This is a genomic window from Chitinophaga polysaccharea (assembly GCF_007829335.1).
Lineage (GTDB): Bacteria > Bacteroidota > Bacteroidia > Chitinophagales > Chitinophagaceae > Chitinophaga > Chitinophaga polysaccharea_B.
On record NZ_VIWO01000008.1, the window covers coordinates 1 to 26759 of the forward strand.

Sequence of the window (26759 nt, forward strand, 5' to 3'; positions counted from 1 at the left end):
ATCAATATATTTCTCCACCTGAAACGTGGATAAACGCCCGATAAATACCAAAAATAAAAAAAGGGCTGTACCATTTATTTATGATACAGCCTCTTGCTACTTTAACCCGTCACTGTTTATTAAATAATTTTAATTTTCATCTCCTGTATTAACCGGGTACATCCTGCGTATTTATCAATCACAAATAATACATAGCGGATATCCACCATGATATTACGACAGATAGAAGGATCGAAGTTGATATCACTCATGGTGCCTTCCCAGGTACGGTCGAAATTGAGTCCTACCAGTTGTCCATGTGCATCCAGGGCGGGACTGCCGGAGTTGCCGCCGGTGGTATGATTAGATGCAATGAAACACACCGGCATGCGGCCGTTTACGCCATAACGTCCGTAATCTTTTTTCTTATACAGTTCAATAAGGCGTGCTGGCACATCAAATTCATAGTCGCCCGGAATGTACTTTTCCATTACCCCATCGAGATAGGTATAAAAATCGTAGTGCACAGCATCGCGGGGATTATAGCCATCTACCTTGCCATAGGTAACACGCAGGGTACTGTTGGCATCGGGATAAAAATTCTTTTTGCTGCCCATCACGTCCATCTGCGCCTGCATATAAGTACGCTGCAGGTTATTGATGTTGGCCTGGATATCGGCCAGCGGTTTGCTCACATTGTCTACAAAACCTTTACGGGTAGCCATTACCAGGCGGGTAGCCGGGTCGGACCACATTTGGGCGATCACAGTGTTATAGGGCTGCTGTATAAAGGCTTTTAATTTTTCGGGAGAAGTGAGGCTGGTAGCTGCATACAGCTTATCCGCCAGTGCGCGGCCGTCTTTATTATTTTCCTGCCAGATACGGACAAAGTCATTGCCGGCGTATTGTGCCGGAACTCCTTTTGCATACAGGTCGATCAGGCTGGCACAAACATCATGGTCCACGCTGGCGTTGTAATTCTGGTAAAAAGACTGCATCGATTCCAGGAATTGCTGACGCATGCTTTCATACTGCCCTTCTCCTCTTTCGTGTACATCATTCAGGAAATTGATGAGGCGGTCGCCTACCGTAAATATCTCCACATTTTTCACCAGCTCGCTATAATAGTCGCGCGTTTGCGCATATGGCTGAATCTGGCGGTAGTATTCGTTCAGCGAGTCGAGTACGCCGCTGTAGGATTGCTTCCATTTTGGATTCGTTTCCATCATCCGGCGGTAGGTGTCCTCATACTGCAGCTTTTTTGCAATTCCCTTGGTTTGCTTTACGCCCTGCATTTCTCCCATCCATTTCTTCCAGTAGTTGGCGGTACCGGCATATTTGGCAGCATACTGGATTTTGATCTGTTCGTCTTTACGCATATATCCGTCCATGATTTTGAGGGCGGCATCGCGCATTTGCACTTTAGCGGCATCCAGTACTTCCACGGTTTGTTTAACGCCTTCCGAAGGGAGATATTCCGTAGTACGGCCGGGGAATCCCAGCACCATGGTAAAGTCATTTTGTTTTAGGCCTTTCAGGGAAATGGTGAGGGCATATTTCGGCTTTAAAGGCACATTATCCTTTGAATAAGGAGCCGGGCGACCATCTTTACCGGCATAAATGCGAAACATCGAAAAATCGCCTGTATGACGTGGCCATACCCAGTTGTCGGTATCGGAACCAAACTTTCCGATCGCAGAGGGAGGTGCCCCCACCAATCTTACATCGCGGTAGGTTTCGGTTACAAACAGGAAATACTGGTTGCCTTCGTAAAAGGGCTTTATCATTACCTCCTGCCAGCTTTCGCGGCGAGCGGATTGTTTAATTTCGTTTAAGCGTTTATCTATAGCTGACTGGCGGTCTCTTTCGCTCATTCCTGGCTTTACATCCTGGAGGGCAGCTTTGGTAACATCATCGATACGTACAATGAAGGTGGCAAACAAACCGGGATTAGGCAGTTCTTCTACCGCTGACTTAGCCCAGAAACCATTTTCCAGGAAATTATTCTGGAGGGAAGAGTGTTTTTGAATAGCGTCATAACCACAGTGGTGATTGGTGAGCAGGAGTCCCTGTTCTGAAATCACTTCTGCCGTACAAAATCCGCCAAAACTGACAATGGCATCTTTCAGGCTGCCTTTGTTGATATTATAAATATCTGCGGCCGTAATTTTCATTCCCATTCCTTTCATCTCCTTTTCATTGAGGCCAGAGAGCAGCTGCGGCAGCCACATCCCTTCTATAGCATAGGTGTATTTTGCGAGTACGAGGAGTACTAACAACAACACCGGTTTCACGATTCGTTGCAACATATCTGATATTCTTTTTATAAAAGAGGCAATTTACTATAATTCGGGGAGGCGGGAAAAGATAACCCGATGTTTCCCCGTATTCATCGATATAAACCTGCTGTTGACAGAGATACGGTTTCTTATCTCAGCAGATTGCCGCAATTTCATCAGATATCTATCTGTCGTAAATGTTCCGGTTAAAATTCTCGGTAGTAATAGCTCACATCACAGGGTGGCTTATATGTCTGAGTTTACCCCTGCTGTTTATCAGCGGGCAAACGGGCGACCGTAAGGCACTTTCTATCTTATTTTCGGCTGATTACCTGGTATTCCTGGTAACCTATGTAGCATTGTTTTATTTTCATACTACTTTCCTGTTTCCCCGCTTGTATTTCAGGAAGTTATATGTGCTATATTTCCTGGCGGTGGGATTGATGTTGATCATGGTTAATTACATGCAGCCGTTTGATCATCTGTTCCGCCGGTTTCCACATCCCTCCATGGAAGCAGGGTGGTATCCACCGGCTACGGCTCCTGTGGAGCGGGAAGGACATCCTCCTGTGCGGATTGATATGGTCAGCGACTTCCTGTTCCTGCTCACCATTGCCTTGAGCATCGCCATAGAAACCACGCAGCGATGGCGGCAAACAGAACAACGTGCCCTGTATGCGGAAACCCGTAAAACCCAGGCAGAACTATCTTTTCTTAAAGCCCAGATCAATCCCCATTTCCTGTTTAATACCCTCAATAATATTTATTCTCTGGCCATGACACGCAGCGATCATACCGCCACGAGTATCATGAAATTATCCAACATGCTGCGGTATGTAACTGAAGATACCCGGCACGAGTATGTACTGCTGGAAAATGAGATTGATTGTTTGCGGGACTATATCGATCTGCAAAAGCTTCGCCTGACCAGTAAAACAAAAGTCAACTTCGCCGTTACCGGCTCTCCGGGCATTAAGTGTATTGCGCCACTGGTATTGCTTCCATTCCTGGAAAACGCTTTCAAATACGGTGTAAGCAACCACGAAGCTTCAGAAATCAATATCCTGCTGAATACGTCAGAAAAACATATTCATTTTTTCTGCAGCAATAAATTGTTCAGGATAACCGATGATATGCAACGCACCGGTATAGGCATTGCCAATACCCGGCAGCGCCTCGACCACCTCTATCCCGACAGATATGAATTGGAGATCCGGGAAGACAACGGCGCTTACGCCATTTCCTTACAGTTACAGGTATAAAAAACGGATATCAAATTTGTTAGTGATAGATGATGAACCGCCTGCCACAACTGTCATTGAAACTTATGCCGGGGAGCTTCCAGGCATGAAGTTGTTACCTACATTTGAAGATGCTGTTGCTGCCTCGGAACACCTTCGTTACACCGCGGTGGATTTGCAGGCGGCTATCAGTACAGGTACAGATGTAGCGCTGATAAAAAGTTGTTTCAGAAATTTCTTCCGGGTGTTTTCCATCGCATAAGATTTGACCCGGTATAACGATTTTAATTGTGCGCGGGAACAACAAAAATGATAGGTAAACCGGCAGAATGTATCCGGAATATAGATATGCCGGTTCCGGTAAGCGGATATAGAAAGTAATTTCGAGAGATGCGTCCCTTGTTATACTTTCCTTATGCGCCATCGAGGAACCGGCATACCTGTTGACAGGTTAGCTCACGTATCAATGCGGTGCTTAGTGATACAGATAATTTAAGGCAATAACGTCATTGGCGTTGAAGGTACGGTTGCCGCCATTAGAGCAGGCGAGCATCCAGGAATTAGCATCTGGTCCGGTAGGTGTGCCAGGAATATTAATGGCACCTACGCCGCCATCGCCTTCATTTACAGCGCTACCACCACAGCTGTAGGAGCGGTCCATATAGTCGGTATGACGCATACCAATACAGTGGCCGATTTCGTGCTGGATTACAGAACCCACATACAGTACATTAGGATTGGATCCATAAGCGTACTGGTTGGTGTTCATCTTGATAGTGCCATAAGGATTTCCACTGCTGGTAGGGAAACCGGAAGATCCGAGGGTGATGTAACCACCGCTGGGGCCCTGGTTAAATCCTTTGATGGTGATAGTTGGCGTACCGCTGGTAATGCGTTGAAACTTAACGCGGAGGTTCAACCTGTTGTAGCGGGCAATAGCAGTATCTGTTCCGGCAACAAAGGCTGTTCCCAGGTTAACAACTTTTACCGTAATCACGCGGGGCAATGCGGTTACCAGGTAATTGGTGCGATACTGTTCGGTATTAGCTACCCTGAGAACAGGACTAATAACTTTTTCTTTCAGCTGATCGGCAGTGAGCAGGATGTCGCCTTCCACGAGGTAACCATCTTCTGTTTTCTGCACGTTATCAGTGCTGAAGCCATTTGCTTTAATTTGGGCCAACACTTCTGCAGACACGGGGTTTGGCTGCACCTCCTGCTTTGCGCCATTCTTCTGGCAGGACGCAAATACAAATGCTGCCGCCATGCAGCAAAGAGCAGGAATTGATTGTTTTCTCATAGATTCAGATTTTTGGATTTTTGGTTAAGAAAAAAGATATCCGTTTTGCCTGTTTTTGCAAACGGGCAATTACTACTCAACTAAATACCAGCAATCATCTACAGCGAGTTAACATCAGGGGTGCCAACTATTAAGAATAGCATACCCCTTGCTGCAAATGCAATTGCTCCAGCTATATTTATTTCTCCAAAAAAACTTCAGTAAGACTGTGCTCTCTTTTTGGATGCATACAATAGCTTAATGCCTTAAAGGGCATTACCCTAAATTTTAATGATTGGGTTATGATTCATTGTCACCGGGTGTTTCCGGTCATCCAGACTTGCTCAAATTTGCTCTACAGATTGATTAAAATATGAAATGGTTCTTACCAATCGTTGCTCAGATTTTGTTGAATTTATTACTTAGGATTTCCTCTTTCAATATTACAACTTTCGTTCAATTTAAAAAAAATATTTTGCAGGGAACTGTCTAAAAAATTGTGTTGCACAAGTAAAATACAGTAGCTTTAAGCAGCGACAATAAACCAAAATCAAGTACCTGTTGCCATCCTCCGCATGAAGTTAACAACCGTGAAAATATGGCCCTTACTGGCTTTGCTACTGTACGCCTGTTACCCCGTTGCTGCACAGCAAAAAACCAAGATGGATACAATACCCGCAAGATATGCAGCCGACACTGTTATCGTACCACATTCAAACGGCCCCTTTCTCGTAAAATTCAAACAGACGCCCAAAGCGGCTGCCCTGCAACAATATGGCCTAGTGCAATCGATTACGCGTCAACATTACATATTACAGCAGCTGCCGGCCGACAGCCTGATAGTATATAGCTACCGGGCCAGCCAGGCTTATAAGGCCAGTGCTGCGTTACTGGCACAAGTAGAAAAAGCGGGGCCGCAGGATAGTATGATGATGCAGGTACGCTGTACCATTCCAGGCGGTCATTTACCTTATGCCAGCGTGCAGCGGTATACTTCGCAGTACAACACGGCCGTGGTGAAAGTAAAGAAGCAAGATTGGACCGCATTTATCAGTCAACCTGCTATATCTTTTGCAGATATCATCAGGCGTCCTTCCACAGAAATTATCATTAATACCAGTAACCTTACCGCCAACCGCATTAACGTCGCACAACAACAATTTCCATTGATACGTGGAAAACGTGTAGTCGTTTCCGTTAAAGAAGAGCTTTTCGATACAACAGATATTGATTTGCTCGGCAGGTATCTTTCTTCATCCTATGCATCGTCACAAAATAGCTCGCACGCCTTGATTATGGCCACCCTGATAGGCGGCGCCGGCAACAGTGGTGATAAAGGCCTGGGCGTAGCGCCGGAAGTAAAACTCAGCAGCGCAGATTTCAACAGCAGCCTGCTGCCTGATGATAACAACTACTATACACAGGGAAATATCACTGTACAAAATCACTCTTACGGTACTGCCATTGAAAATTATTATGGAACAGAAGCGGTGGCGTATGATCAGCAGATCCACGAAGCAGATACCATTGTACACGTGTACTCTTCTGGCAATATAGGCACTCAGGCGTCTACTTCCGGCCAGTACCAGGGATTGGCGAATTATGCGAATCTGTCCGGTAATTTCAAGCAGGCCAAAAATGTGATCGTAGTGGGTGGCACGGACGACGCATTAAACATAATGTCACTCAGCTCCCGAGGCCCTGCCTACGATGGACGTATTAAGCCCGATATTACCGCCTATGGCCAGGATGGTACCTCCGGTGCTGCAGCCCTTACCTCGGGTGTGGTGGCGTTACTACAGGATGCCTGGCGTCAACAGTACCAAACTCCCCTATCATCGGCCCTGGTGAAAGCAGTGATCATTAATAGCGCCCAACGGGCCGCCGGGCTACTGCCAGCCTATGATCGCGGTTACGGCAACCTGCATGCGCTGGCGGCCTTACAAACGATCCACGATCATCGGGTACTCCAGGGGGAAGCTGGCAACCAAAAAGAAAGTACCTTCCAAATCACTATCCCTGAGGGCACACAGGAGCTGAAAGTAACCCTTTGCTGGAATGATCCACCCGCCGCCGTAAACGCGCCACAAGCGCTTATAAACGACCTGGATCTGACAGCCGTAACCGCCGACCGGCGAACCTGGCAACCATGGGTGCTCAGCAGTTATCCCCTGGCGGACTCACTGGCATTACCGGCGAAACGGGGTCGCGACAGTATTAATAACACTGAACAGATCAGCATTTTACAACCAGCCAGCGGCGTTATGCAGCTTACCGTAAAAGGCACACGGATACCTTCCGGTACACAACCCTTTTACCTGGCGTATGAATTTACGCCCGTAAAAACTTTCCAATGGCAAAACCCTGCTCCGGAGAGCATCTTGGGCGCCGGCCAAACCCTGCCACTGCAATGGCAAACTACGTATAGTGGTAAGAGTGATATTGCCTATAGTACCGACAGCGGCCGCACCTGGCTTCCTATTGTTCAACAGGTACCAGTGCAACAGGGATTATACAACTGGCCGGTACCGGAACTATTCAACAAGGTGTGGCTGAAACTAACGTTAACGGATACATCATTTGTCAGCGCACCCTTTTTTATATCTCCTACCCTCACTATGCATACCGGCTTCAATTGTACCGACAGTGTACTGCTATACTGGAATGCACAACCGAATGCAGCGGGCTACCAGTTATACACATTGGGCAATGAACAATTAATCCCGTATAGCCAAACACGTGATACCTTTGTATTCATCACCAAATCGGCGGTGAAGTCCTTATACTTTGCCGTAAGCCCTATTGCCACCGCCGGATGGACGGGCATGCGCAGCTATGCCCTTAATTATAGCCAGCAAGGTGTAGGCTGCTATATAGAAAACCTGCTGGCAGATAAAACTACCGATAACAAAGTGTTGTTGTCGCTCGCACTGGGTAGTGATTATCATCTCAAAAAAATTTACTGGGAACGGCTATCCGCCAGGGGCTGGCTCTTGCTGGGAGAACAATCCACGGGGACTGCCCTCAACTTCAATTACCTCGACAACAACGTCACGGAAGGATTACAGCGCTACCGCGTAAAGCTGGAAACCACCGATGGCCAATTTATTTACTCGGATCCTGTTGCTGTGGAAATGCTGATCAACAACAGCATTCTCCTGTTTCCCAATCCTGCTGCCGCCCAGCTATATATCCTCGATAAAGAAACCCGTAGTCGAAAAATGGTCATCACAGACATGAGCGGACGCATTGTGTTACAACGCAACTTGGAAGATACCCAGGAGATAGTACCTTTACAACAGTTAGCCAATGGCGTTTATAACTGCAGTATCTACCTGGACAATAAACGGATCTTTTCCAGGCAGTTTGTAAAACAACCCTAACAAACATCTTTAATATTCTTCATCGCCGGTAATGGGCCGTAGCAGCCTTATTTATGCCGTCACGCCTCTTGACGCAGCCCTGAACAGCCTTATCGCCGCGGGGTAAAATCCGTCAATAACAAGTTAAGATCAGAGCGAAAATAATTACACTGAAGTTTTAATTTTAATTGTCAACAAGACAGTTAAAATTATATAAACGTTATCACCAGGAAAGATCCGAAAACCCGATAGTCAAAGAATCGATAGCCCTGTAAATTACCCGCCAAAGACCCGTGTGACCGACACCCTTACTGTGGCAAGTATCCCTTTCTGTATCAACCAATTTTCTGAACTATAATTCCAAACCACACAAATCAATGTTGTATGAAAAAAGTGCTATCCTTTCTTGCCTGTTTATTCATGACCACGATGTTATCCGCTCAAAAAACGGTCTATATTCCACCAGAATTCAGCACTGACCCCTATCTATCCACCTGGTCCTGGTCGCGGAGTTACCAGTCGGCCAACTTTGTTGTATTCTGGGGCAATGTAGTAGGCACTAATCCTGCCACCTACAGTGATCCCACCCTGGCTTTCAATCCTGTAGCCGTTTGCGATACGCTGGAAAAAATTTACACTAAATACATTACGCAGATTGGCTTCTGCTCCGATACCGCTACCAAGAACCTGGGAAAATACAAACTCATCATCGTGATGAATGACACCTGGGGCAACGGAGGGCCTAGTGGCTGGGCATTTGGCGGTGCCTATGGCAATACAATCGGTGCTATGTGGGTGCATCCAAATGCCACCCGCGATGGCGGGGTTACCAGTCACGAACTCACTCACAGTTTGCAGGCTATGATTGCGATCCAGGAAAACCCCAACTGCGGTTTCAATGACTATGAGCCGGCCGGCTTCTTCTGGGAAACCCACGCCAACTTTATGCGCACACAAATGTATCCCCGTTTTGCGAACGATGACCTTCCCCGGTGGATGGCTACCAGCATGTTTCATTACAGCTCTACGCGCCATCATTACGATGCCTTTAAAATGCTGTGGTATATGCAACAGGTAGATGGTATTACCATGGTAAACCGGCTGTGGAAAGAATCTATCCGTACCAGTGCCTCTGCCGGCGAACATCCGCTGATGACTTACCGGCGGCTAAAAAGCTGGACACAGGCGCAGCTCAATGATTTTATGTTTGACTACGCCAAAAGAGAAGTGGCCTGCGACTACACCGTTAATAATTTCGGTGCTATCTATAAAGCGGAACGCGACCGTCTCAAAACCCAGGAACCGCATTATATCTGGCGCTTGTACACCATGCTGCAGCAAATCAGTGCCAGCACCGGGAGATATAAGATCGATAATGCCAGTGCTCCGCAAGACTACGGCTATAATATCATCCCCTTGTATACTACCTGCAGCGGCCGTAACGTAACCGTGAAGTTCAAAGGACATACGGAGGTCAACAGTACGGCAGGCTGGCGATACGGCTTTGTAGCCACCCTGGCCGACGGCACCATTTCCCGGTACGGCGCCACTGCTACGGCCAACGAAAGCGAAATCAGTTTCACGATGAATAGTAACGAGAGTCAGCTGTACCTGGTGGTGATGGGTGCGCCTACTACCCACACCAGTTATGTATGGGAACCCGGATGGCCTAAGATCAGGCGTTATCCTTATGAGCTCCGTATAGCCAATGCCGTACCTGAAGGCTATCAGAGCACTTTCCGTTCTGCCTATAAAACTAACGGCCACACGCATACGAATGGAGGTGGCTGGGTTGCCAACAGCGCCAGCGTGGCATCTACGGCTTATGTGGGTCCAAAAGCCATTGTGCTGGGCAACTCCAACGTCACGGGTACGGCCCAGATTACCGGCAATGCCTGGGTAGAAAATGCTACCGTAGGCAATACCGTTACCATTAGCGGTAATGCCAGCATTTATGGAGGCTCCTATACCGGCAGTGCCATAGTTACCGACAACGCCGTGCTCACCAACTGTACGGTTTCCGGTAATGTTAATGTGAAAGGTGATGCATTGGAATGGGGCGTTACCTTTGGCAATTCCATCATAGTAGGCGGCGACGCAGAAATCGGCAGTTGCGCCACCAACGGTACCTATCTGCAGGTGCCTCATCCGAATAATGGCCGCAACGATTGCGACGGTAAAGGCGCCGGCGATGCTTCCAATGTTGATATCAACAGTGCCTGGACCCAGTTTACCGATGCACAGATGGCCTGGAGCACCACGCCGTCCTGTAATGGCACCCTCAGCAGTATGAGTGCAGATAGCAGCACATTAACGCCGGCATTCACTAAAATAGGCAGCAGCACGGGCAATACCCGCATACGCGTTTCCCCCAACCCGGTGAGCAACCAGTTTACCGTTGCGCTGGAAGGATTTACTGCCAGCAGTAATGTGCAATTGATTATTTACAACAACCAGGGGGCGCCGGTGCATGTAAAAGACCTGCAGCGTAGCAGAACGGCTACCCTACGGGTGAAAGACTGGAGCAAGACCAGTGGCGTATATTATCTGCGGGCCACAGGAGACAATAAAACGGCGATAGAGAAGTTGGTCGTAGCTGAGTAACGGCCACCAGTCAAAGCAAAACAGCCGCTCTGACCAGGTCAGAACGGCTGTTGCTGTATTTACAATGTATTATTACAGGTGAATGGCTTCGCCGTAAGCTACTTCTATAGCGTCTTTTACAGATTCGCTCATAGTTGGATGCGGGTGGATAGAATCCAGCACTTCCTGGTAAGTAGTTTCCAGTTTGCGTGCTACTACTGTTTCAGCGATGATTTCAGTTACGTTAGCACCAATCATGTGGGTACCTAACCATTCGCCGTATTTAGCATCGAAGATAACTTTTACGAAGCCTTCAGTAGCGCCGGCAGCAGAAGCTTTACCGGAAGCGGAGAATGGGAATTTACCTACTTTCACTTCGTAACCAGCTTCTTTAGCCGCTTTTTCAGTGTAACCTACAGAAGCAATTTCAGGCGCGCAATAAGTACAGCCTGGGATGTTCATGTAGTCGATCGTTTCTGGTTTGTGCGCATATTTCTTTTCGTTGTATGCGATGGCTTCCACGCAAACGATACCTTCTTTAGAAGCTACGTGTGCCAGTGCCTGACCAGGAACCATGTCACCGATAGCGTAAACGCCAGGAACATTGGTTTGGTAGTATTTATCTACCAGTACACGGCCCTTATCGGTTTTGATACCCAGTCCTTCCAGACCAATATTTTCGATATTGGCAGCGATACCTACCGCGCTCAGTACCACGTCTGCTTCCAGGGTGATTTCGCCGGTCTGGGTTTTTACTTTTGCTTTTACACCGTTACCAGTGGCTTCCACCGCTTCAACAGAGGCGTTAGTCATGATTTCGATGCCTTTCTTTTTGTATATTTTTTCCAGTTCTTTGGAGATATCTTCATCTTCCACTGGTACAATGCGGGGGAGGAATTCAACGATGGTTACTTTAGTACCGAGGGTAGCATAGAAGTAAGCGAATTCAACGCCGATAGCGCCGGAGCCTACCACGATCATGGATTTAGGCTGCTGAGGCAGTACCATGGCTTCGCGGTAACCAATTACATTTTTACCGTCAATTTTCAGGTTTGGCAGTTCACGTGCACGTGCACCGGTAGCCAGAATAATGTGTTTAGCATCGTATACAGTAGCTTTACCGTCTTTATCGGTAACTTCTACCTGGCCTTTGGCTTTTAATTTACCATTGCCCATTAACACATCAATCTTATTCTTTTTCATCAGGAACTGAACGCCCCTGCTCATTTTATCGGCAACACCGCGACTACGTTTGATTACCGCATCAAATTCTACTTTTGCATCACTTACTGTGATACCATAGTCTTTTGAATGCTGGGTATATTCGAATACCTGTGCAGTTTTTAATAAAGCTTTGGTTGGAATACAGCCCCAGTTTAAACAGATACCACCCAGGTTCTCTCTTTCCACTACTGCAGTTTTAAATCCCAGCTGAGAAGCACGGATAGCAGCCACATATCCGCCGGGCCCACTACCAATTACGATTACGTCGTATGCCATATTGTTTAATTTTAAATTGAACTGGCCAAAGGTAAAGAAATAAGCAGAAAGCGCAAAGCATAAAGCATAAAGCTGTTAGAGCGAATGACCAGCACGGTAGTTACCCGGTTAAATCATTCGCTCTAACAGCTTTATGCTTTATGTCTATACTTTTTCCTATCGGAGATCTACTACTTCCACACCAGGATATTTTTTAGCATCGAAGCTAAACAATGCATCACTCAAATTGGTGTTAGGCGTGAAATTGGTGATTTCATAAGTGTAGTGGTTGCCATTCTTTTCAAAAACCTTCATTTTGGCAATGCTTTGGTTTTTCTTGTCGATAGACACAATCACTTTGAAAACGTTCTTGGATTTGTCGGTGGGCGTCAGCTCAATATTCTGCAACACTTTACCTTTTTCAGTGGTTTCACCGTCCAGTTTGTACAGGTAATCTTTGTCATAAAAGTTGGTAAACAGCTTGGCAGGCGTCATCGCGCTGCTGCTTTGGTCTACGTTGTTGACAGTTACCTCGTTTACATCTTTGGCGTAAGTCCAGGAAGTTTTGTTATCGCTGATAATTTCCTGTCCCGGTAAGGTTACTTTGTATTTAGCTCCTTTCAGGTATACGGTTCCTTTTTTAGAATCGGTTACGCTGTTATTGGCGCCTTCTACTTTTAATATAAAATTGGCTACTACTGTTTTTAATGACTTGAATTTATTACTAACACCATCTAAAACAGTCTTTGCCTTGGGGTCTGAGGCTCCTTTAGATTGTGCCATGCCGCTGAAAATGATACCACTCAACAACATTCCTGTTAATACAAATTTCTTCATCGTAATTTTTTTTAGTTTGTGCTACCCTGGCTAGGCAAATGCCATGCCGGTATAGCCTCGTTGGTTCTTTTACAGGGTGCAAAAGTCTATATATTTCCTGAAAATGGGTAATAAATTCCCAATGCCTTAATATATTATAACAAATTATTAAGGATTTCCTGTAACTCACTTTCGGTTCTTACCAGCACTTCCCTGGCCTTGCTTCCCATGTTGGGCCCTACAATATTGGCGGCTTCCAGCTGGTCCATGAGGCGGCCGGCCCGGTTGTAGCCCAGTTTCATGCGGCGCTGCAACAATGATGTAGATCCCTGCTGGGTGGTTACAATTACCTGGGCGGCCTCTTCAAACAGCGGATCACGGTCGGCGATGCTCAGCTCCTTACCGTCGGGATCTTTGTCATCCACATATTCCGGCAGCAGGAAGGCATCGGGGTAGCCCTTTTGGTTGCCGATAAATTCTGCTACGCTCTCTACCTCCGGCGTATCCACGAATGCACATTGCAGGCGCACCAGCTCTCCATTGAAGGACACCAGCATATCCCCCTGTCCTATCAGTTGCTCGGCGCCGCCGATATCCAGGATGGTACGGGAGTCGATTTTGGACGACACCTTGAACGCCACGCGGGCCGGGAAGTTGGCCTTGATGGTACCGGTAATAATGTTAACAGACGGGCGCTGGGTGGCAATAATCAGGTGAATACCCACCGCACGGGCCAGCTGGGCCAAACGGGCAATCGGCATTTCCACTTCTTTACCGGCCGTCATAATCAAGTCAGCGAACTCATCCACCACCAGTACGATAAAGGGCAGGTAACGATGTCCCTTCAGCGGGTTCAGGCGACGTTGGGTGAATTTACCGTTATACTCCCGGATATTACGGGTACCTGCTTCTTTCAGCAGGTCGTAGCGCAGGTCCATCTCAATACAAAGTGCATTGAGAGTATGGATCACTTTTTTGGTATCGGTAATGATCGCATCGTCCTCACCTGGCAGCTTTGCCAGGAAGTGTTTCTCGATAAGTTTATAAAGCGAAAGTTCTACCTTTTTCGGATCTACCAATACAAACTTCAGCTGGGAAGGATGCTTTTTATAGAGCAATGATACCAGCAATGTATTGATACCTACCGATTTACCCTGACCGGTGGCACCGGCCATCAGCAAGTGTGGCATTTTAGCCAGGTCGGCAATAAAGTTTTCGTTGTCGATTTTCTTACCAATGGCAATAGGCAGGTCCATGGTACTGGACTGGAATTTCTCTGAGGCCAGCATATTCTTCAGTGATACGATCGACTTCTTCACATTGGGCACCTCTATACCGATGGTACCTTTACCCGGGATGGGCGCAATGATACGGATACCCAATGCAGATAAGCTCAGCGCGATATCGTCTTCCAGGTTTTTAATCCGGGAAATACGTACACCGGCCGCTGGTACTATCTCATACAGGGTAACGGTAGGCCCTACGGTAGCACTGATTTTCTGTATGGAGATGTCGTAGTTTTTGAGCGTATCAATGATCTGGTTCTTGTTCTTCTCCAGTTCTGTAGTGTCCTGAACAATCACCTTATCGGCGTTATGGTTTTCCAGCAGGTCCAGCGTCGGGAATTTATAGTCTCTCAGGTCGAGCGAAGGATCAAAAGGATCTACCGGTTCCAGGGGGCGGGAAGGTACTACTTCCTCTACCTCATCTTCCTCATCCTGGTAAGTGGGCTTGATTTCGAAGGCTACTTCACCCGGCTCATTCTTTTTCTTCAACGGCGGAAGCGGCGGTTCTACTTTTTCTTCTATATACAGTAATGGTCCCGGATCTTCTTCCTCTTCTTCTTCCTCTTCGAGAGATAATTCATCGTCAAATGCTTCTTCCGGTTCGGGCATTGCCACAGGAGCCGCCACCGGCGGCATATACGGCGCATGGGAAGGGATAACGGTAATATCTTCTTTTTCTACCAGTTGCATGGGTGGCAGTCCCTCTTCGTCTTCCTCTTCCTCCAGGTGTGGCGGGATCACCATCACTCCATTATCTTTCAGTCCATTTTTCCGCGGATCTTCCTGGGCCGCTACCGGCGCAGCAGCAGTGGCTGCCTGTGGCACGGGGGCAGCAGGAGTAGCTGCTGGCACAGGTTTCGGCGGTTTGACTTTTTTCTCCGGCCATTTGAAACTGAAATTAAACTTCCAGATAAGCCAGGAAAAGCCTACCACAAGGAGTAGCAGGGCTGTACCGGTTTTGCCTACAAAGCCGGAAGTCCATTTATTCAGGGCATCACCCAAGGCGCCTCCCCAGGGGAAGTTGTTACCACCGGCAATAAACGCCATCGACATACTGATAAAGAGCAGGCCGAAGAGAATATACTTTACATTGCGCCAAACGCGGAATACACGCCGGCCTACGATAAAGTTGATGCCAATGATGAAGAAGAAATAGCAAAACAGGTAAGCTGCAATACCTACCCCATAAAAGAAAAAGTTGTGCGATACATAAGCCCCGAGGCGGCCCAGGAGGTTATCGACTTTTACATCTCCGAAAAATAATTCCCGAGTAGAATAATGAAATATTTTATCCTGGTCATCTTCCCAGGTAAACAGGTAAGAAGTGAATGCAATAAAGCAGTAAACAGACAGTAAGAGGAAGAATACCCCCATTACTTTGTGGGTACGTTCATCTTTTACGAGCTCTTTTACTTTTACCTCAGGCTCCTTGTCTTTCTTCAACACATCTGGACTAGGTGCGGCGCCTTTTGGTTTCTTGTTTTCCGGTTTTTCGGTTTTCAGTTTATTCCTGGACATAATTAGCTTTTAGCTGCTACTGCCAGCTGCGAGCCTTCAGTATGATGACTGATGCTAAACGGTGACAGCAGTGTAACTTCGATTTGGGATTACCTGGGTGGTTGATTACAACTGTAAGATCCAGTGTGTAATAAATGCCGGCACCAGGGGATCAATGGTTTGTTCCAGTTCTCCATATTCACTTTCTCTACAGGTTTTACAACGTTGGAACAGATGGTTTAGTCCATCAAATTTACGTATTGTCGTCAGCAGATTGCCATATTCATTTAAAGTGCGGCTGATAGCATTCAGATTAGCCGTGGCATCTACCTGTATGTCTTCCGTACCATTAATAGCCATAACCGGGCATTTGATCTGCCTCAGGTATTCGGCCGGTTTAAAGCGCAATATAGAAACAGCTTCCGGTGTTAGCGTCATGGCGGTAGATTGCACCATTTCGTCTTCCGTGAGCTGTTTTTTCTCTTCTTCACTGGAGCTCTGGTATAATTTCCGGAGCATGGCTTCAGCTTCCGGTTTCAGGGAAGCCAGGTCACGATCGCTGGCCAGCAGGTCCCAGTAGGGCTTCAGCCGTTTCTGACTGGCAATAATGGCACTGTCGCTATCCCCCGCCAGTTTGCTTTTTATGGCCAGCTGCCGGTCTACCAGCTCGCGTCCGGGCAGGCCCGGACCGGCCATAGATATCACAAAAGCCACCAGTGGGTTGTTGGCTGCCGCAATTTCTGCAATCATGGCGCCTTCGCTGTGTCCGAGCAGACCTATATTAGCAACATCCACATCCGTCCTTGTTTTCAGGTACCCCATTGCTGTAATGGCATCGTGAGCGAAGTCGTAGATGGATGAGGAGTCATACACACCGGTGGAATTCCCCACGCCCCTGTCGTCGTACCGCAGTGAAGCTATGCCATTACGGGCAAAATAATCGGCCAATACCAGGAAAAGTTTATGCCCGGCAATTTCTTCGTCCCGGTTTTGCGGTCCTGAGCCACTCAACATCACCACTACCGGGTATTTTCCGGGAGCTGCCGGACGGGTAAAGGTTCCTGATAAAGATACTTTATCCTTGATATTATTAAACCTGACTTCCTGTGTCAGGTAAGGAAACGGTGGTTTAGGCTCCTGTGGCCGGTTATAGAGGCCCGCTTTTGTTACTTCCTTCTTTCCCAGGTCCAGCGCACCTTTATCATTTCCAAAACTGGCGATGCCTTTAAATTGCTGGCTTGCCGCATCCCATACGCCGGAGTAAGCAAATCCCACTTCACTGATACGCAATAGTAGCGTGTCTTTCCGGTATACGACCGTTTCGATTTCCAGCGTTTCTGATTCGGGCAGGTCGGGCAACTGTAAATGCCCGGTATATCCCGCACCCTCGGGCTCGAGGTCTACTATCACCCTTTTCTTTTCACCATAGTACAGTTTAAAGACCCCATACCACTTGCCGGTCATTGCCGGGTTATCCTGCGCCATTGTCGTTGAACCTACCAGGCAACCCAGTATTAACACCCAAAAACCTTTAAACATACTAAGCTCCTGTTTATGCTTTTAATTTCAGAATGCCTGACAGCAGGCAAATCCAACCTGCTATAAAGAATACACCACCAATAGGGGTGAGAATACCAATGCCTTTTAATCCTACATTACCTGTCATTTTCAGTACGGTAAGCAGGTATAATGATCCGGAAAACAGGAGTATGCCGATGATAAAACATCTTCCTGCCCATTCCAGCTGGCCGCCGGGAAGTTGTGCAAAAAGAATTCCTGTTGCCAATAACGCAAAAACGTGATAAAACTGATAAGTAACGCCTGTCTGAAAAGTAGATACAGTTTCCGGGGGCACCAGCTCTTTCAGCTTATGTGCACCGAATGCACCTAAGATAACTGCCAATGCGCCTAATACTGCCGCCCAAACTAAAAAACTCTTATGCATACTAGAAATTTTGCGTAAAGGTATCCAATGAAATATTATCCGATGAAATGATGTGCTGTGATTGCTGGTAGAAGGGCAGCCGCTCTGCCAGTTTCTTTTCTACAAACCCTACCAGGTCTTCTCCTTCCAGGTCGGCAATCAGCGGGCGTTTGGATTTTTTGCGTTCCAGCCGTTCTACCATGGTTTCCAGGGAAGGATTGATCCAGACGGTAGTGCCATGTTCATTCATAAAATCCATATTTTCCTGGAAGCAGGGAGTACCACCTCCGCAGGAGATCAGGAAATTTTCCTGTTCAGACAATTCCCGGAGCAGTGTACTTTCGCGCTCCCGGAAATAATCTTCCCCTTTAGTGGCAAAGATGTCTGCAATGGCCATTTCTTCTGCTTCTACAATTACTTCATCCAAATCATAGTAGGGAAGCTGCCAGTGATCTGCCAGCTGCTTTCCCCAGTAGGATTTGCCGGCGCCCATAAAACCTAGTAAATATATCTTCATAAATAACGCAACAGTGCTTAATAAATCCTTTCCTCACGCAGGATGAGTCCATGCCAGGCATAGGTCATTTTCCATAATATATTGCAAATATAACCGGGTATTTGTATCCTCTTTGTTAAAATCGGCCGTAATAAAACCAGCCTGTTGATAAACAAAGGGATGCAACCGCATATTTTCTTTAAAATCAACACTTCCCAGGCCATACCATTTAAACATGGCTTCTTTGGCGCTCCAGCAGATGGTTTTATGGACCAGCTCATGTGCCGGGTCTATAAACGATCTTTCGGCCGGGCCAAGGAATTTATGTGATACCCTTTCAATTTTGGGCTTCACCTCTTCAATATCTATGCCTACTGCCGCTTTGGTACTCACAACAGCCGCGGCATAGTCGCCACAGTGGGAAATGGAAAAATGATAGCTATTACAGGCCAGTACTGGCTTCCGGCTATTGGTGACCATAATACCGTGCACCGGAAATTCCGGAAAAAGCGTTACCAGCAAGTATCTTCCCGCAAAATGCTGTAACCGTTTGTGCGGATGATGGATAGCGGGGCTGATATTTACCTGTTGCCGGAAAAAGTCTTCTGTTTCTGTGATCTTCCATACTCCCAGCCTGGTTTCCGGTTCAATTTGTATCGTTCGTATTAATGGCATATCTTGCCAAATTAAAGCAAAAAAGCAGAAAAAACAGTTTTTGGCGCTTCGTCTTTAACGAAACCCTAACAGCTGAAAATCAAAAGCTAACACTACAGCTCACTAAAACCAAACGACTAAGATGATTTTGTCAGACAAACGGATCCTGGAGGAAATTGAAAAAGGCACTATCGTTATTGCTCCTTATGACCGGAAATACCTGGGTACCAATTCCTATGATGTACACCTGGGCAAGCACCTGGCTACCTATAAAGACCGGGTACTGGATGCGCGGAAACACAATGAAATAGAGCATTTCGAAATACCTGAAGAAGGCTATGTTTTACACCCAGGTACCCTGTACCTGGGTGTAACCGAAGAATATACCGAAACACATGCCCATGTTCCCTTCCTGGAAGGTAAGTCCAGCACAGGCCGTTTAGGTATCGATATCCACGCTACTGCCGGTAAAGGCGATGTGGGTTTCTGCAATACCTGGACCCTGGAAATTTCCTGTGCCCAACCCGTGCGCATATACGCCGGTATGCCCATTGGTCAGCTGATTTACTTTGTGGTAGAAGGAGAAGTGGAAACACTCTACAACAGGAAAGGCAACGCCAAATATAATGGCCGCACGGTAAAGCCGGTAGAAAGCATGATGTGGCGCAACGAATTTTAGTCTTTTCACGCAGAGGCGCAAAGAAAAAAGCAGCAAAGGATATTGATATTATCCTTTGCTGCTTTTTTTTGTGCCTCTGCGTGGGTCACTCCCCAGCTATGATTTTCACGTTGTGCGCTTCTACAACAGACGGCACTTCCAGCTTACTGATCAAACGTTCCATGGCCGCCAGCGGCACTACTGCCTCCCGCTGTTTATTTTGCTGTAACAGCTTTGCTGCCGGCACCTCCACATATACAATCGTTACTTCCGCCTGATAAGTACTGAACAATCCTATTAACTGTTCCCTCATTTGCCGGGTAATGTTGGTTGCATTCCATACAAAGGGCTGTTTGTTACGGAGATATACCCTGGCTTTTTCCTTCGCTGCCTGGATTACGGTACCATTGCCACTTTTATCGGTGGGCTTTATTTTCATCTCTTGCCGGATATCATCCAGGGAGATGACCGGCAGTTGCGGGAAATGTTGCCGCACATAAGTATCCTTTCCGGCGCCCGGGAGGCCACTCATCATAATCACCGATGTTTGCGGCTGTTCAAACGGCACATAGTCCGGCGAGCTACCTGTTTTATGCAGGTAGTGCATTTTCGCCTGGGTGGTAGTAAAGGCACGGGGGCGGCCCCAGCAATCGTTTTCCCGGCACAGCTCTTCAAAGCAATCCACTTTATACAAGAGTGCCTCCTGATCGGCGCAATAACGTCCGAGGGCATCGGCCCTGGCCAACAAGGCCAGCAGGGCGGTATCTACTTCCAGGCTGGCGCTGATCACCGCTTTCTGCGGATCCGGCTTTTCGAATACCCACAGCGGCAGGCCGTGATAGCGCACCAACTTGGCGATCTGTTCGCGTATAACAAATGGTCCCGGCACTTCCCGGTAAAGGATTTGCCGGGTACGTGCTTCTCCCTTGCGAGCATGCCCTGCCGAGGTGATGCTGCCATCTGGTTCCACTACCGTGGTGCTGTATTTTTCTACATCGTGCAATAGCGCCGCGGCCCACATGATTTCCTGCGTTGCCGGTGGTAATTCCTGGTAACGCGGTAGTTGCGCCAGGGCAGCCAACACCATCTGCGTATGTACGGCCACGTTACCCTCCGCATGATGCCGGGCATCCTGAGGCACCTCCTGCATCACCCTTACCCAGTCGAACTCCTGCTCCAGCCGGGTCCAATCTTTATGTTTACTTAGTTGCCACATAGTCACCTCCTTCCTGATTTAATTTAGCACGGCGCCAATGCCTGGTCCAGTGCTGGTCTGTTTTAACATGTCCTTTCCGGACATATTTAAACACGTTGTTCGCAAAATCGCTCACCGCGTATCCATCGGCATTGCGCGATACAATCCCTTCTATAGTAGTGGGCTGCCCGGTGTGCACGTCACAGGGTTCGAAAGTGCCCCGGCTGTTCACCAGCGCCAGGATATCCTGTTCGAAATCTTTTCGTGCAGCCGGCGGGGTTACCCGCTTTATTTCCGGTACCACCGGTAGGTCCAGCATTGCAGCATAAAACCGGGTTTCTTCCCAGCTCAGCCAGCGCTGGCCCTCGCGGATACCAAATACATAGAAATGATGTTCCAGGTGGCGATATTCGATAGAATGTACCGCGTACAGGTTCTCCAGGAAAATTTCCAGGTCGCCCAGGTCATTCTTAATGCTTTGCCAATAGCGGCGTATGCTTTCTGTCCATGCCGACGTAGTGGGCGCCGCATGTGAGCGCGCAAATACGCCGTAGCGGGAAAGACAATTATTTTCACCGTCCAGTTTTTCCGTGTGAATCAGCACCGGGATTTGCTGTAGCAGTGGCCAGTAGTCATGTTGAATACGGTCATCGCTGGTAGTGCCGGGCGAAAACGGATAATGCCAGGTACGGCCATATTTTTGAGAAATTGCCATGTTATCGGGGTTTAAATTAAACAATCGTATCACAGGCCAGTTCCGGAATGGAACGGCTAAAGGAATAAGTTAATATGCCTGTGACATTACATGGCTCAAGTGTTAATCGTGTTTAATCAATGAGCGGCAAAAATAAAGAAAATAATTAAATAGTATATTACGTCAGCTTTGAAACAACCAGGCACCCACAACAACCAGCTAACACCATGAGAAAACTCCTTCTTTGCGCTACTGCAGCAGCAGCAGCCCTGGCGGCTTGCAACAACGGCAGTGGCGGCGGCCAGAAAAATGGTACAGATAGTACCGCCAACATCGCCTTCAATAGTTATGAACAACGGTTTATTGACACCTTGTGGAAACATAATCCCGATTGGGCTACCAGCGTAGGCTTTCACAAGTATGACTCCGTGTTGATCGTTCCTGACAGCGCCGCTACACAGGTACAACTGGCCTTTGCACAGCAACAACTGGATTCCCTGAAATCCTTCGACCTGGCCACTTTGAACGATGCCAATAAAATCGATTATCAGCTCATTCAAAACTACCTGCAATCTGTTCAATGGTCGGTGAATGAATTGAAGAGCAGCGAATGGGATCCCGCCGGCTACAATGTAAGCAGCACCTTCGCATTTATACTGAACGAAAATTACGCACCACTGGAATCGCGCCTGCGCAGCTTTGCTGCCAGGTTACAACAGGTACCAGCCTATTACGAAGCTGCTAAGAAAAGAGTGAAAGATCCGGTACCTGAACTTACCGCATTGGCCATCGATCAAAACAATGGCGGAGCATCTGTATTTGAGAACGACTTCGCCGATTCTCTGAAGAAAACCAGCATCCCTTCCGCAGAACAGGCTACCATGCTGGCCAGCGCCCAAGCGGCTTCCAAAGCCATTCATGACTATGTTGGCTGGCTGAAAGCGCTGAAACCGGAACATCCCCGGAGCTTCCGGTTGGGCAAGGCTTTATACGAGCAGAAGTTTAAATTCGATATACAATCTTCTTCCAGCGCTACAGCCATCTATGAAGCAGCGCTACAGCGCAAAGCTTTTGTACATGGCGAAATGACAAAGATCAGCCGCCAGTTGTGGCCGAAATATTTTGGCCAGGCGCCCATGCCGGCAGATTCGCTCGAACTGGTAGGTCGAATGATAGATACCCTTTCCGTGCAACACGTGAAGCCGGAAGAATTTCAATCTGCCATTGAAAAGCAGATACCCGTGCTGATAAGCTTTATTAAGGAAAAAAATCTCTTGTACCTGGATTCAACCAAACCGCTGGTGGTACGCAAGGAACCTGCATATATGGCCGGTGTTGCCGGTGCTTCTATCAGTGCCCCCGGCCCTTATGACAAGGGTGGCAATACTTATTACAATGTAGGTAGCCTGGAAGGATGGCCTAAAGAAAAAGCAGAAAGTTACCTGCGCGAGTACAACAAATACATCCTGCAAATATTGGATATCCACGAAGCCATACCCGGGCATTATACCCAACTGGTGTATGCCAACCAATCGCCCAGTCTCATTAAATCATTGATGGGCAATGGCGCTATGATTGAAGGGTGGGCTGTGTACACCGAGCAAATGATGCTGGACAATGGCTATGGCCATGATGAGCCGGAAATGTGGCTGATGTGGTACAAATGGAACCTGCGCACGGTATGTAATACCATACTGGACTACAGCGTTCACGTGAAAGACATGAGTAAAGAAGACGCCATTCACCTGTTGACTAAAGAAGCTTTCCAACAGGCTGCCGAAGCCGAAGGGAAATGGAAAAGGGTGAGTGTTACCAGTGTACAGCTGACCAGCTATTTCACCGGGTACAAGGAAATCATGGACCTGCGGGATGCTTATAAAAAGCAACAGGGCAAGGATTACAACCTGAAAACATTTAATGAAAAATTCCTGGGCTACGGTAGCGCACCGGTTAAATATATTCGCCAGCTGATGCTGGGCAATCAATAATAATCAGTCATAAAAAAAGCCGGAAGCGTGCAGCTTCCGGCTTTTTTTATGACTACTCAGGTATCGCAGCTAACATCGTCCCACGCCTGGTTCCTGTAGGTGATCAACCAGTTCAGCGCATAATGTCTTTCATAAATCACGCCTGGTGGCAGCGGCGACGGCTCTTTTTTCACGCGGGCATTCACGCAGGCCCAGTCGGCGCGGTAATACAGATCATTGGCGTCAAGTATTTCAGTAGCCGAACGTAGCTCCGTAGCTGCATCCAAAAAGGCCGATGGATCAACGTCTGTTCCGCGAAACGGGAATACGTCCTGTGGCACCATATTGAGATCACAGAGTGCATCCATTTCTCCCAATGCCGGTATTTTTTTCAGTGCCCATAACAGCACCCAGATATCTTCACATTTCCAGGTTTCCCTTTTTCTCAATTCCTCCCGCGGATCCGCCAAGAAGGCTTTTTCGCCAGCCGTGGTGTGCTCCCAAAGGTGGTAGCGTTGCAGGTAACTGATAATTTCCGGCGCTTCTATATAACCAAAAGCCACCGTATTGATAGCCGCCAGTACGGCTGCGCGGGTAGCCACTTCGCGGGTACTGCGCAGCTGCACGGTCGATTCGTCTTCAATAGCGGGCAGCCATGCAATGGTCGGCACGTTCATAGCATTAAGTTGCGCGATATTACGTTCCCGCCGCGCCAATGCCTGCTCTGAGGTCGTGTGTTCTCCGTCAAAATATTTTGCATCGATGTTCACTGCGAGCGTTGTTGCAGAGGAGTGGCCATTTACATCGAGCAACAATGCCCCGGTTTTGTCCCAAAAGCCTTGTACCTCTGTTTTGAAAATGGTAGTATCCCCGCTAAAGAAAATGCCATCCAGTTTTTGGGCCAGCTCCAGGATCAGGGCTTTATTTTCTTCAGTGAAAGCCGGGTTAGCCACGATACCTATTTCAGTGTTCAGCGTAGCTACTTTCGCCAACAGTAATTCTTTCAATTTGGGATTATCGGCAGGCAGTCCCTGTATAAATCCGTACATACCGCGCAGGTTAGTGATAACCGGGTCATCGTTGTGTACCAGCTGGTAGCCTGGGATAGCCCGCTGACGATAAGTAAACGTGAGGCTATTGCCTTTACGGAAGAGCGTTTTCCCGGTGGTAACCATTAACTGTTCCCATTGATGGGCAGGACCGGTTATTTTCACTCCTTTTTCTCCGAAATGTGTTTGCAGGTGGGTTAACACTTGCTGCATGTTTGTTTCATGCGTGTAGAGGGTACAATTTTCCATGCTATTCTTTTCGAGGGCACAAAGTTAGTCATAAGCGGGCATAAATGGTACTGGATTTGCCTTTATTTGATGAAGGTAGATAGGAAAACAACGGCAGATTTTATTCTCTTCATCATAAACCAAGGCCATATGAAAAACAAAACCTTGCCAGTCGTGACTGTCTGTTTATTACTCCTGGCAGCAGCATGTGTACCACCCCGGCGTTCCAGACCGCCAAGACCACCAAGGCCTCGTCTTCAAATGGATATCGTTACTTTCCCTGCTTGGTCTTGTTACGGTTTTGCAGCTGGTGAAGTATTTTATTTAGTTTAACAGGATCGTTTACATACGGAGAAAGGTCGAAGAGTTCTACTTTCCTGAAAGCTACCGGGTGGCTTTCACTTTGCAGGGAGATAGATCCTTCTGTTAATAAACGACCTTCCTGCAGTAACTCGGGTTTCGCGTGTGACACAGCGCCACCGCCCACCTGGGGTTTATTATATACGATAACAGTATCTCCCTCCACGATATGTTTAATCACAGAATCGCGCAGCACCAGGGCTTCGATATGTACCCACTGATCACCGTGGTAGGTTTGGGAGGTAGAGCTGATGCAATGGTCTTTAATGAGTTTACCGTTCATTACCACGTTAGTTCCTGGTGTACAAAGGTTACAGGTAGAACGGGGATTGGTGCCATCGCCACCCAGCAGTTGCTCTTCGAGTGAGATGGGGAAGTCCTGGTCCTTCGTCATACTGGCGGCTGTTTGTCCGTGCAACATCACACCACTATTGCGGTAAGCCCATCCTGGCCCACCTTTCACCTGGTCGCCGGTAAATTTGTATTCAACTACCAACAGGTAGGCGGAGAAATTCTTTTTGTAGAAGATATGGCCAAATTGTCCGTTGAAATCATCGTAGTGATCGTAGCTTACTTTCAGCATGCCGCTGTCTACCCGGAAAGTATTGCCAAAGTTATCATTCAGGTCATGCCCCGTTATTTTGACATCCCAGTTTTTCAGGTCTTTGCCATTAAAGAGTTTCAGCCATTTATTGGGCGCTATTTCTTTCTGGGCGGCGCTTTGGAGACCAGCTAACAACAATAACGCGGTCAATGTTTTTTTCATATGTTCTTTTATTTAATGAGTCAAGATAAACGATCAGTTAGAAAAATACAAGGCGAATAAGGAATACCGGTTAAAATACCTGTTGGGAGTGTGTAAGAAAATACGCACCGTACCTGATGTGCCACAGGTCGAAATAGGTTGGCATATATTTATCTCCCTAACAGTCAATTATTTATCAGCAGTTAAACAAATGTGCAGGGTTTTCGCTGGTAGTTCCCCAAACTGTATATATGAATGCCTTAAAACAAGCACACAACATTGCACCACCTCAGGGGGGAACCCTATACGATGGTTCCAACATCATCAACGTAACGCCGGAAGGCAGAATTGTATCCATTTTTACGGGAGCCTGGCTGATAGGAAATGCTATTGCCGGGGTAGATAAAAAACCCGTGCAAAGTTTGCTAAAGCTGCTGGGCGCAGGTTACCTGCTTTACCGGGGCATCAGCGGCAACGACCTGATTAACGGGCTGCTGGGAAAGCGGAAGGCTGACAAACATATTGGCGCGGTGAATATCCGGACTACCATTACGATCGACAACCCTAAGGAAGAAGTATACTACTTCTGGCGACAGCTGAATAATTTGCCGGTATTTATGCGGCATTTGCAGTCGGTAGAAGAAAAAGATCCCTTCCATTCACACTGGATCGTAAAAGGCCCTGGTGGCATTGGTACGCTGGAATGGGATGCAGAAATAGTGAAAGAAGTGCCAGGGCAACTGCTGGGCTGGCGTTCCTTACCCGGGTCATCCATTGCCACAGCCGGCAGGGTTACTTTCCGTGAAACTTATAATGGTGGCACTGAAGTAGACGTGATGATCAGTTACCGGCCTCCTGCCGGATATGTAGGCTCCGGGCTGGCCTGGCTGCTAAATCCTGCGTTCGAAAATATGATTATTGGGGATATCAAACGATTCAAGAATTACATGGAAACCGGAGAAGTACTCTCCTGAGTTGATTCCTAAAA

At 47.5% G+C, this 26759-nt stretch carries 20 protein-coding genes; 7 read left to right on the top strand and 13 right to left on the bottom strand.

Features of this window, described 5'->3' with window-relative positions:
* Positions 1-119 precede the first annotated feature (119 nt).
* Positions 120-2288 (bottom strand): S46 family peptidase, encoded by a 2169-nt coding sequence (locus tag FHW36_RS23650; protein ID WP_145672764.1) that lies wholly within the window; start codon positions 2286-2288, stop codon positions 120-122.
* Positions 2289-2455: 167 nt separating this feature from the next.
* Between FHW36_RS23650 and FHW36_RS23655 the strand changes: the two genes are divergently transcribed.
* A complete protein-coding gene (locus tag FHW36_RS23655; RefSeq protein WP_145672766.1) occupies positions 2456-3520 on the top strand; it encodes a sensor histidine kinase in 1065 nt (354 codons plus the stop codon).
* A 16-nt stretch (positions 3521-3536) separates the two neighbouring features.
* A complete protein-coding gene (locus FHW36_RS23660; RefSeq protein WP_145672767.1) occupies positions 3537-3761 on the top strand; it encodes a hypothetical protein in 225 nt (74 codons plus the stop codon).
* Between the two features lie 213 nt (positions 3762-3974).
* Here FHW36_RS23660 and FHW36_RS23665 read toward each other — a convergent pair whose 3' ends face one another.
* Entirely contained in the window at positions 3975-4799 is an 825-nt protein-coding gene (locus FHW36_RS23665; protein WP_145672769.1) for a M57 family metalloprotease, read from the bottom strand.
* A gap of 641 nt (positions 4800-5440) precedes the next feature.
* On the opposite strand from FHW36_RS23665, the gene FHW36_RS23670 reads away from it, so the two are divergent.
* Complete coding sequence (locus FHW36_RS23670; RefSeq protein ID WP_186452575.1) at positions 5441-8161, top strand: S8 family serine peptidase; 2721 nt, start codon at positions 5441-5443, stop codon at positions 8159-8161.
* Between the two features lie 363 nt (positions 8162-8524).
* Positions 8525-10744, top strand: coding sequence for a DUF6055 domain-containing protein (locus tag FHW36_RS23675; protein ID WP_145672773.1), 2220 nt, complete (start codon positions 8525-8527; stop codon positions 10742-10744).
* Between the two features lie 72 nt (positions 10745-10816).
* Here the strand turns inward: FHW36_RS23675 and lpdA are convergent, their stop codons facing one another.
* The 7 genes from lpdA to FHW36_RS23710 all read right to left on the bottom strand — a co-directional run bounded on the left by lpdA (position 10817) and on the right by FHW36_RS23710 (position 18896).
* Positions 10817-12223: a dihydrolipoyl dehydrogenase gene (gene lpdA, locus FHW36_RS23680; protein ID WP_145672775.1), complete on the bottom strand. Its 1407-nt coding sequence runs from the start codon at positions 12221-12223 to the stop codon at positions 10817-10819.
* Between the two features lie 156 nt (positions 12224-12379).
* Positions 12380-13039, bottom strand: coding sequence for a LolA family protein (locus tag FHW36_RS23685; protein WP_145672778.1), 660 nt, complete (start codon positions 13037-13039; stop codon positions 12380-12382).
* A 134-nt stretch (positions 13040-13173) separates the two neighbouring features.
* The gene (locus FHW36_RS23690) at positions 13174-15822 is read right to left on the bottom strand and encodes an FtsK/SpoIIIE family DNA translocase (protein ID WP_145672779.1); all 2649 of its coding nucleotides are present in this window, start codon (positions 15820-15822) and stop codon (positions 13174-13176) included.
* Positions 15823-15927: 105 nt separating this feature from the next.
* Positions 15928-17340: an alpha/beta hydrolase family protein gene (locus FHW36_RS23695; protein WP_145672783.1), complete on the bottom strand. Its 1413-nt coding sequence runs from the start codon at positions 17338-17340 to the stop codon at positions 15928-15930.
* Between the two features lie 13 nt (positions 17341-17353).
* Positions 17354-17746 carry a DUF423 domain-containing protein gene (locus tag FHW36_RS23700; RefSeq protein WP_145672785.1) on the bottom strand — a complete coding sequence of 131 codons (393 nt, stop codon included), beginning with the start codon at positions 17744-17746 and terminating at the stop codon, positions 17354-17356.
* Position 17747: 1 nt separating this feature from the next.
* Positions 17748-18242 (bottom strand): shikimate kinase, encoded by a 495-nt coding sequence (locus tag FHW36_RS23705; protein WP_145672787.1) that lies wholly within the window; start codon positions 18240-18242, stop codon positions 17748-17750.
* Between the two features lie 33 nt (positions 18243-18275).
* Positions 18276-18896 (bottom strand): 4'-phosphopantetheinyl transferase family protein, encoded by a 621-nt coding sequence (locus FHW36_RS23710; protein ID WP_145672789.1) that lies wholly within the window; start codon positions 18894-18896, stop codon positions 18276-18278.
* 121 nt (positions 18897-19017) lie between these two features.
* Here FHW36_RS23710 and dcd point away from each other — a divergent pair, with 121 nt between their 5' ends.
* On the top strand, positions 19018-19554 hold the full coding sequence (gene dcd, locus FHW36_RS23715; protein WP_145672791.1) for a dCTP deaminase: 537 nt from the start codon (positions 19018-19020) through the stop codon (positions 19552-19554).
* Between the two features lie 85 nt (positions 19555-19639).
* On the opposite strand, the gene FHW36_RS23720 is transcribed toward dcd, so the two are convergent.
* Together FHW36_RS23720 and FHW36_RS23725 are read right to left on the bottom strand one after the other, a co-directional pair.
* Positions 19640-20749, bottom strand: a complete 1110-nt coding sequence (locus tag FHW36_RS23720) for an ATP-binding protein (RefSeq protein ID WP_145672793.1) — start codon at positions 20747-20749, stop codon at positions 19640-19642.
* Complete coding sequence (locus tag FHW36_RS23725) at positions 20733-21443, bottom strand: RNA ligase family protein (protein WP_145672795.1); 711 nt, start codon at positions 21441-21443, stop codon at positions 20733-20735. The genes FHW36_RS23720 and FHW36_RS23725 overlap by 17 nt, the downstream gene beginning before the upstream one ends.
* A gap of 206 nt (positions 21444-21649) precedes the next feature.
* Between FHW36_RS23725 and FHW36_RS23730 the strand changes: the two genes are divergently transcribed.
* Positions 21650-23410, top strand: a complete 1761-nt coding sequence (locus tag FHW36_RS23730; protein ID WP_145672796.1) for a DUF885 domain-containing protein — start codon at positions 21650-21652, stop codon at positions 23408-23410.
* Between the two features lie 56 nt (positions 23411-23466).
* Here FHW36_RS23730 and FHW36_RS23735 read toward each other — a convergent pair whose 3' ends face one another.
* Together FHW36_RS23735 and FHW36_RS23740 are read right to left on the bottom strand one after the other, a co-directional pair.
* On the bottom strand, positions 23467-24687 hold the full coding sequence (locus FHW36_RS23735; protein WP_145672798.1) for a DUF4272 domain-containing protein: 1221 nt from the start codon (positions 24685-24687) through the stop codon (positions 23467-23469).
* A gap of 250 nt (positions 24688-24937) precedes the next feature.
* Complete coding sequence (locus tag FHW36_RS23740; protein WP_145672800.1) at positions 24938-25792, bottom strand: 3-keto-disaccharide hydrolase; 855 nt, start codon at positions 25790-25792, stop codon at positions 24938-24940.
* A gap of 230 nt (positions 25793-26022) precedes the next feature.
* Between FHW36_RS23740 and FHW36_RS23745 the strand changes: the two genes are divergently transcribed.
* Complete coding sequence (locus FHW36_RS23745) at positions 26023-26745, top strand: SRPBCC family protein (RefSeq protein WP_145672801.1); 723 nt, start codon at positions 26023-26025, stop codon at positions 26743-26745.
* The last annotated feature ends 14 nt before the right edge of the window (positions 26746-26759 follow it).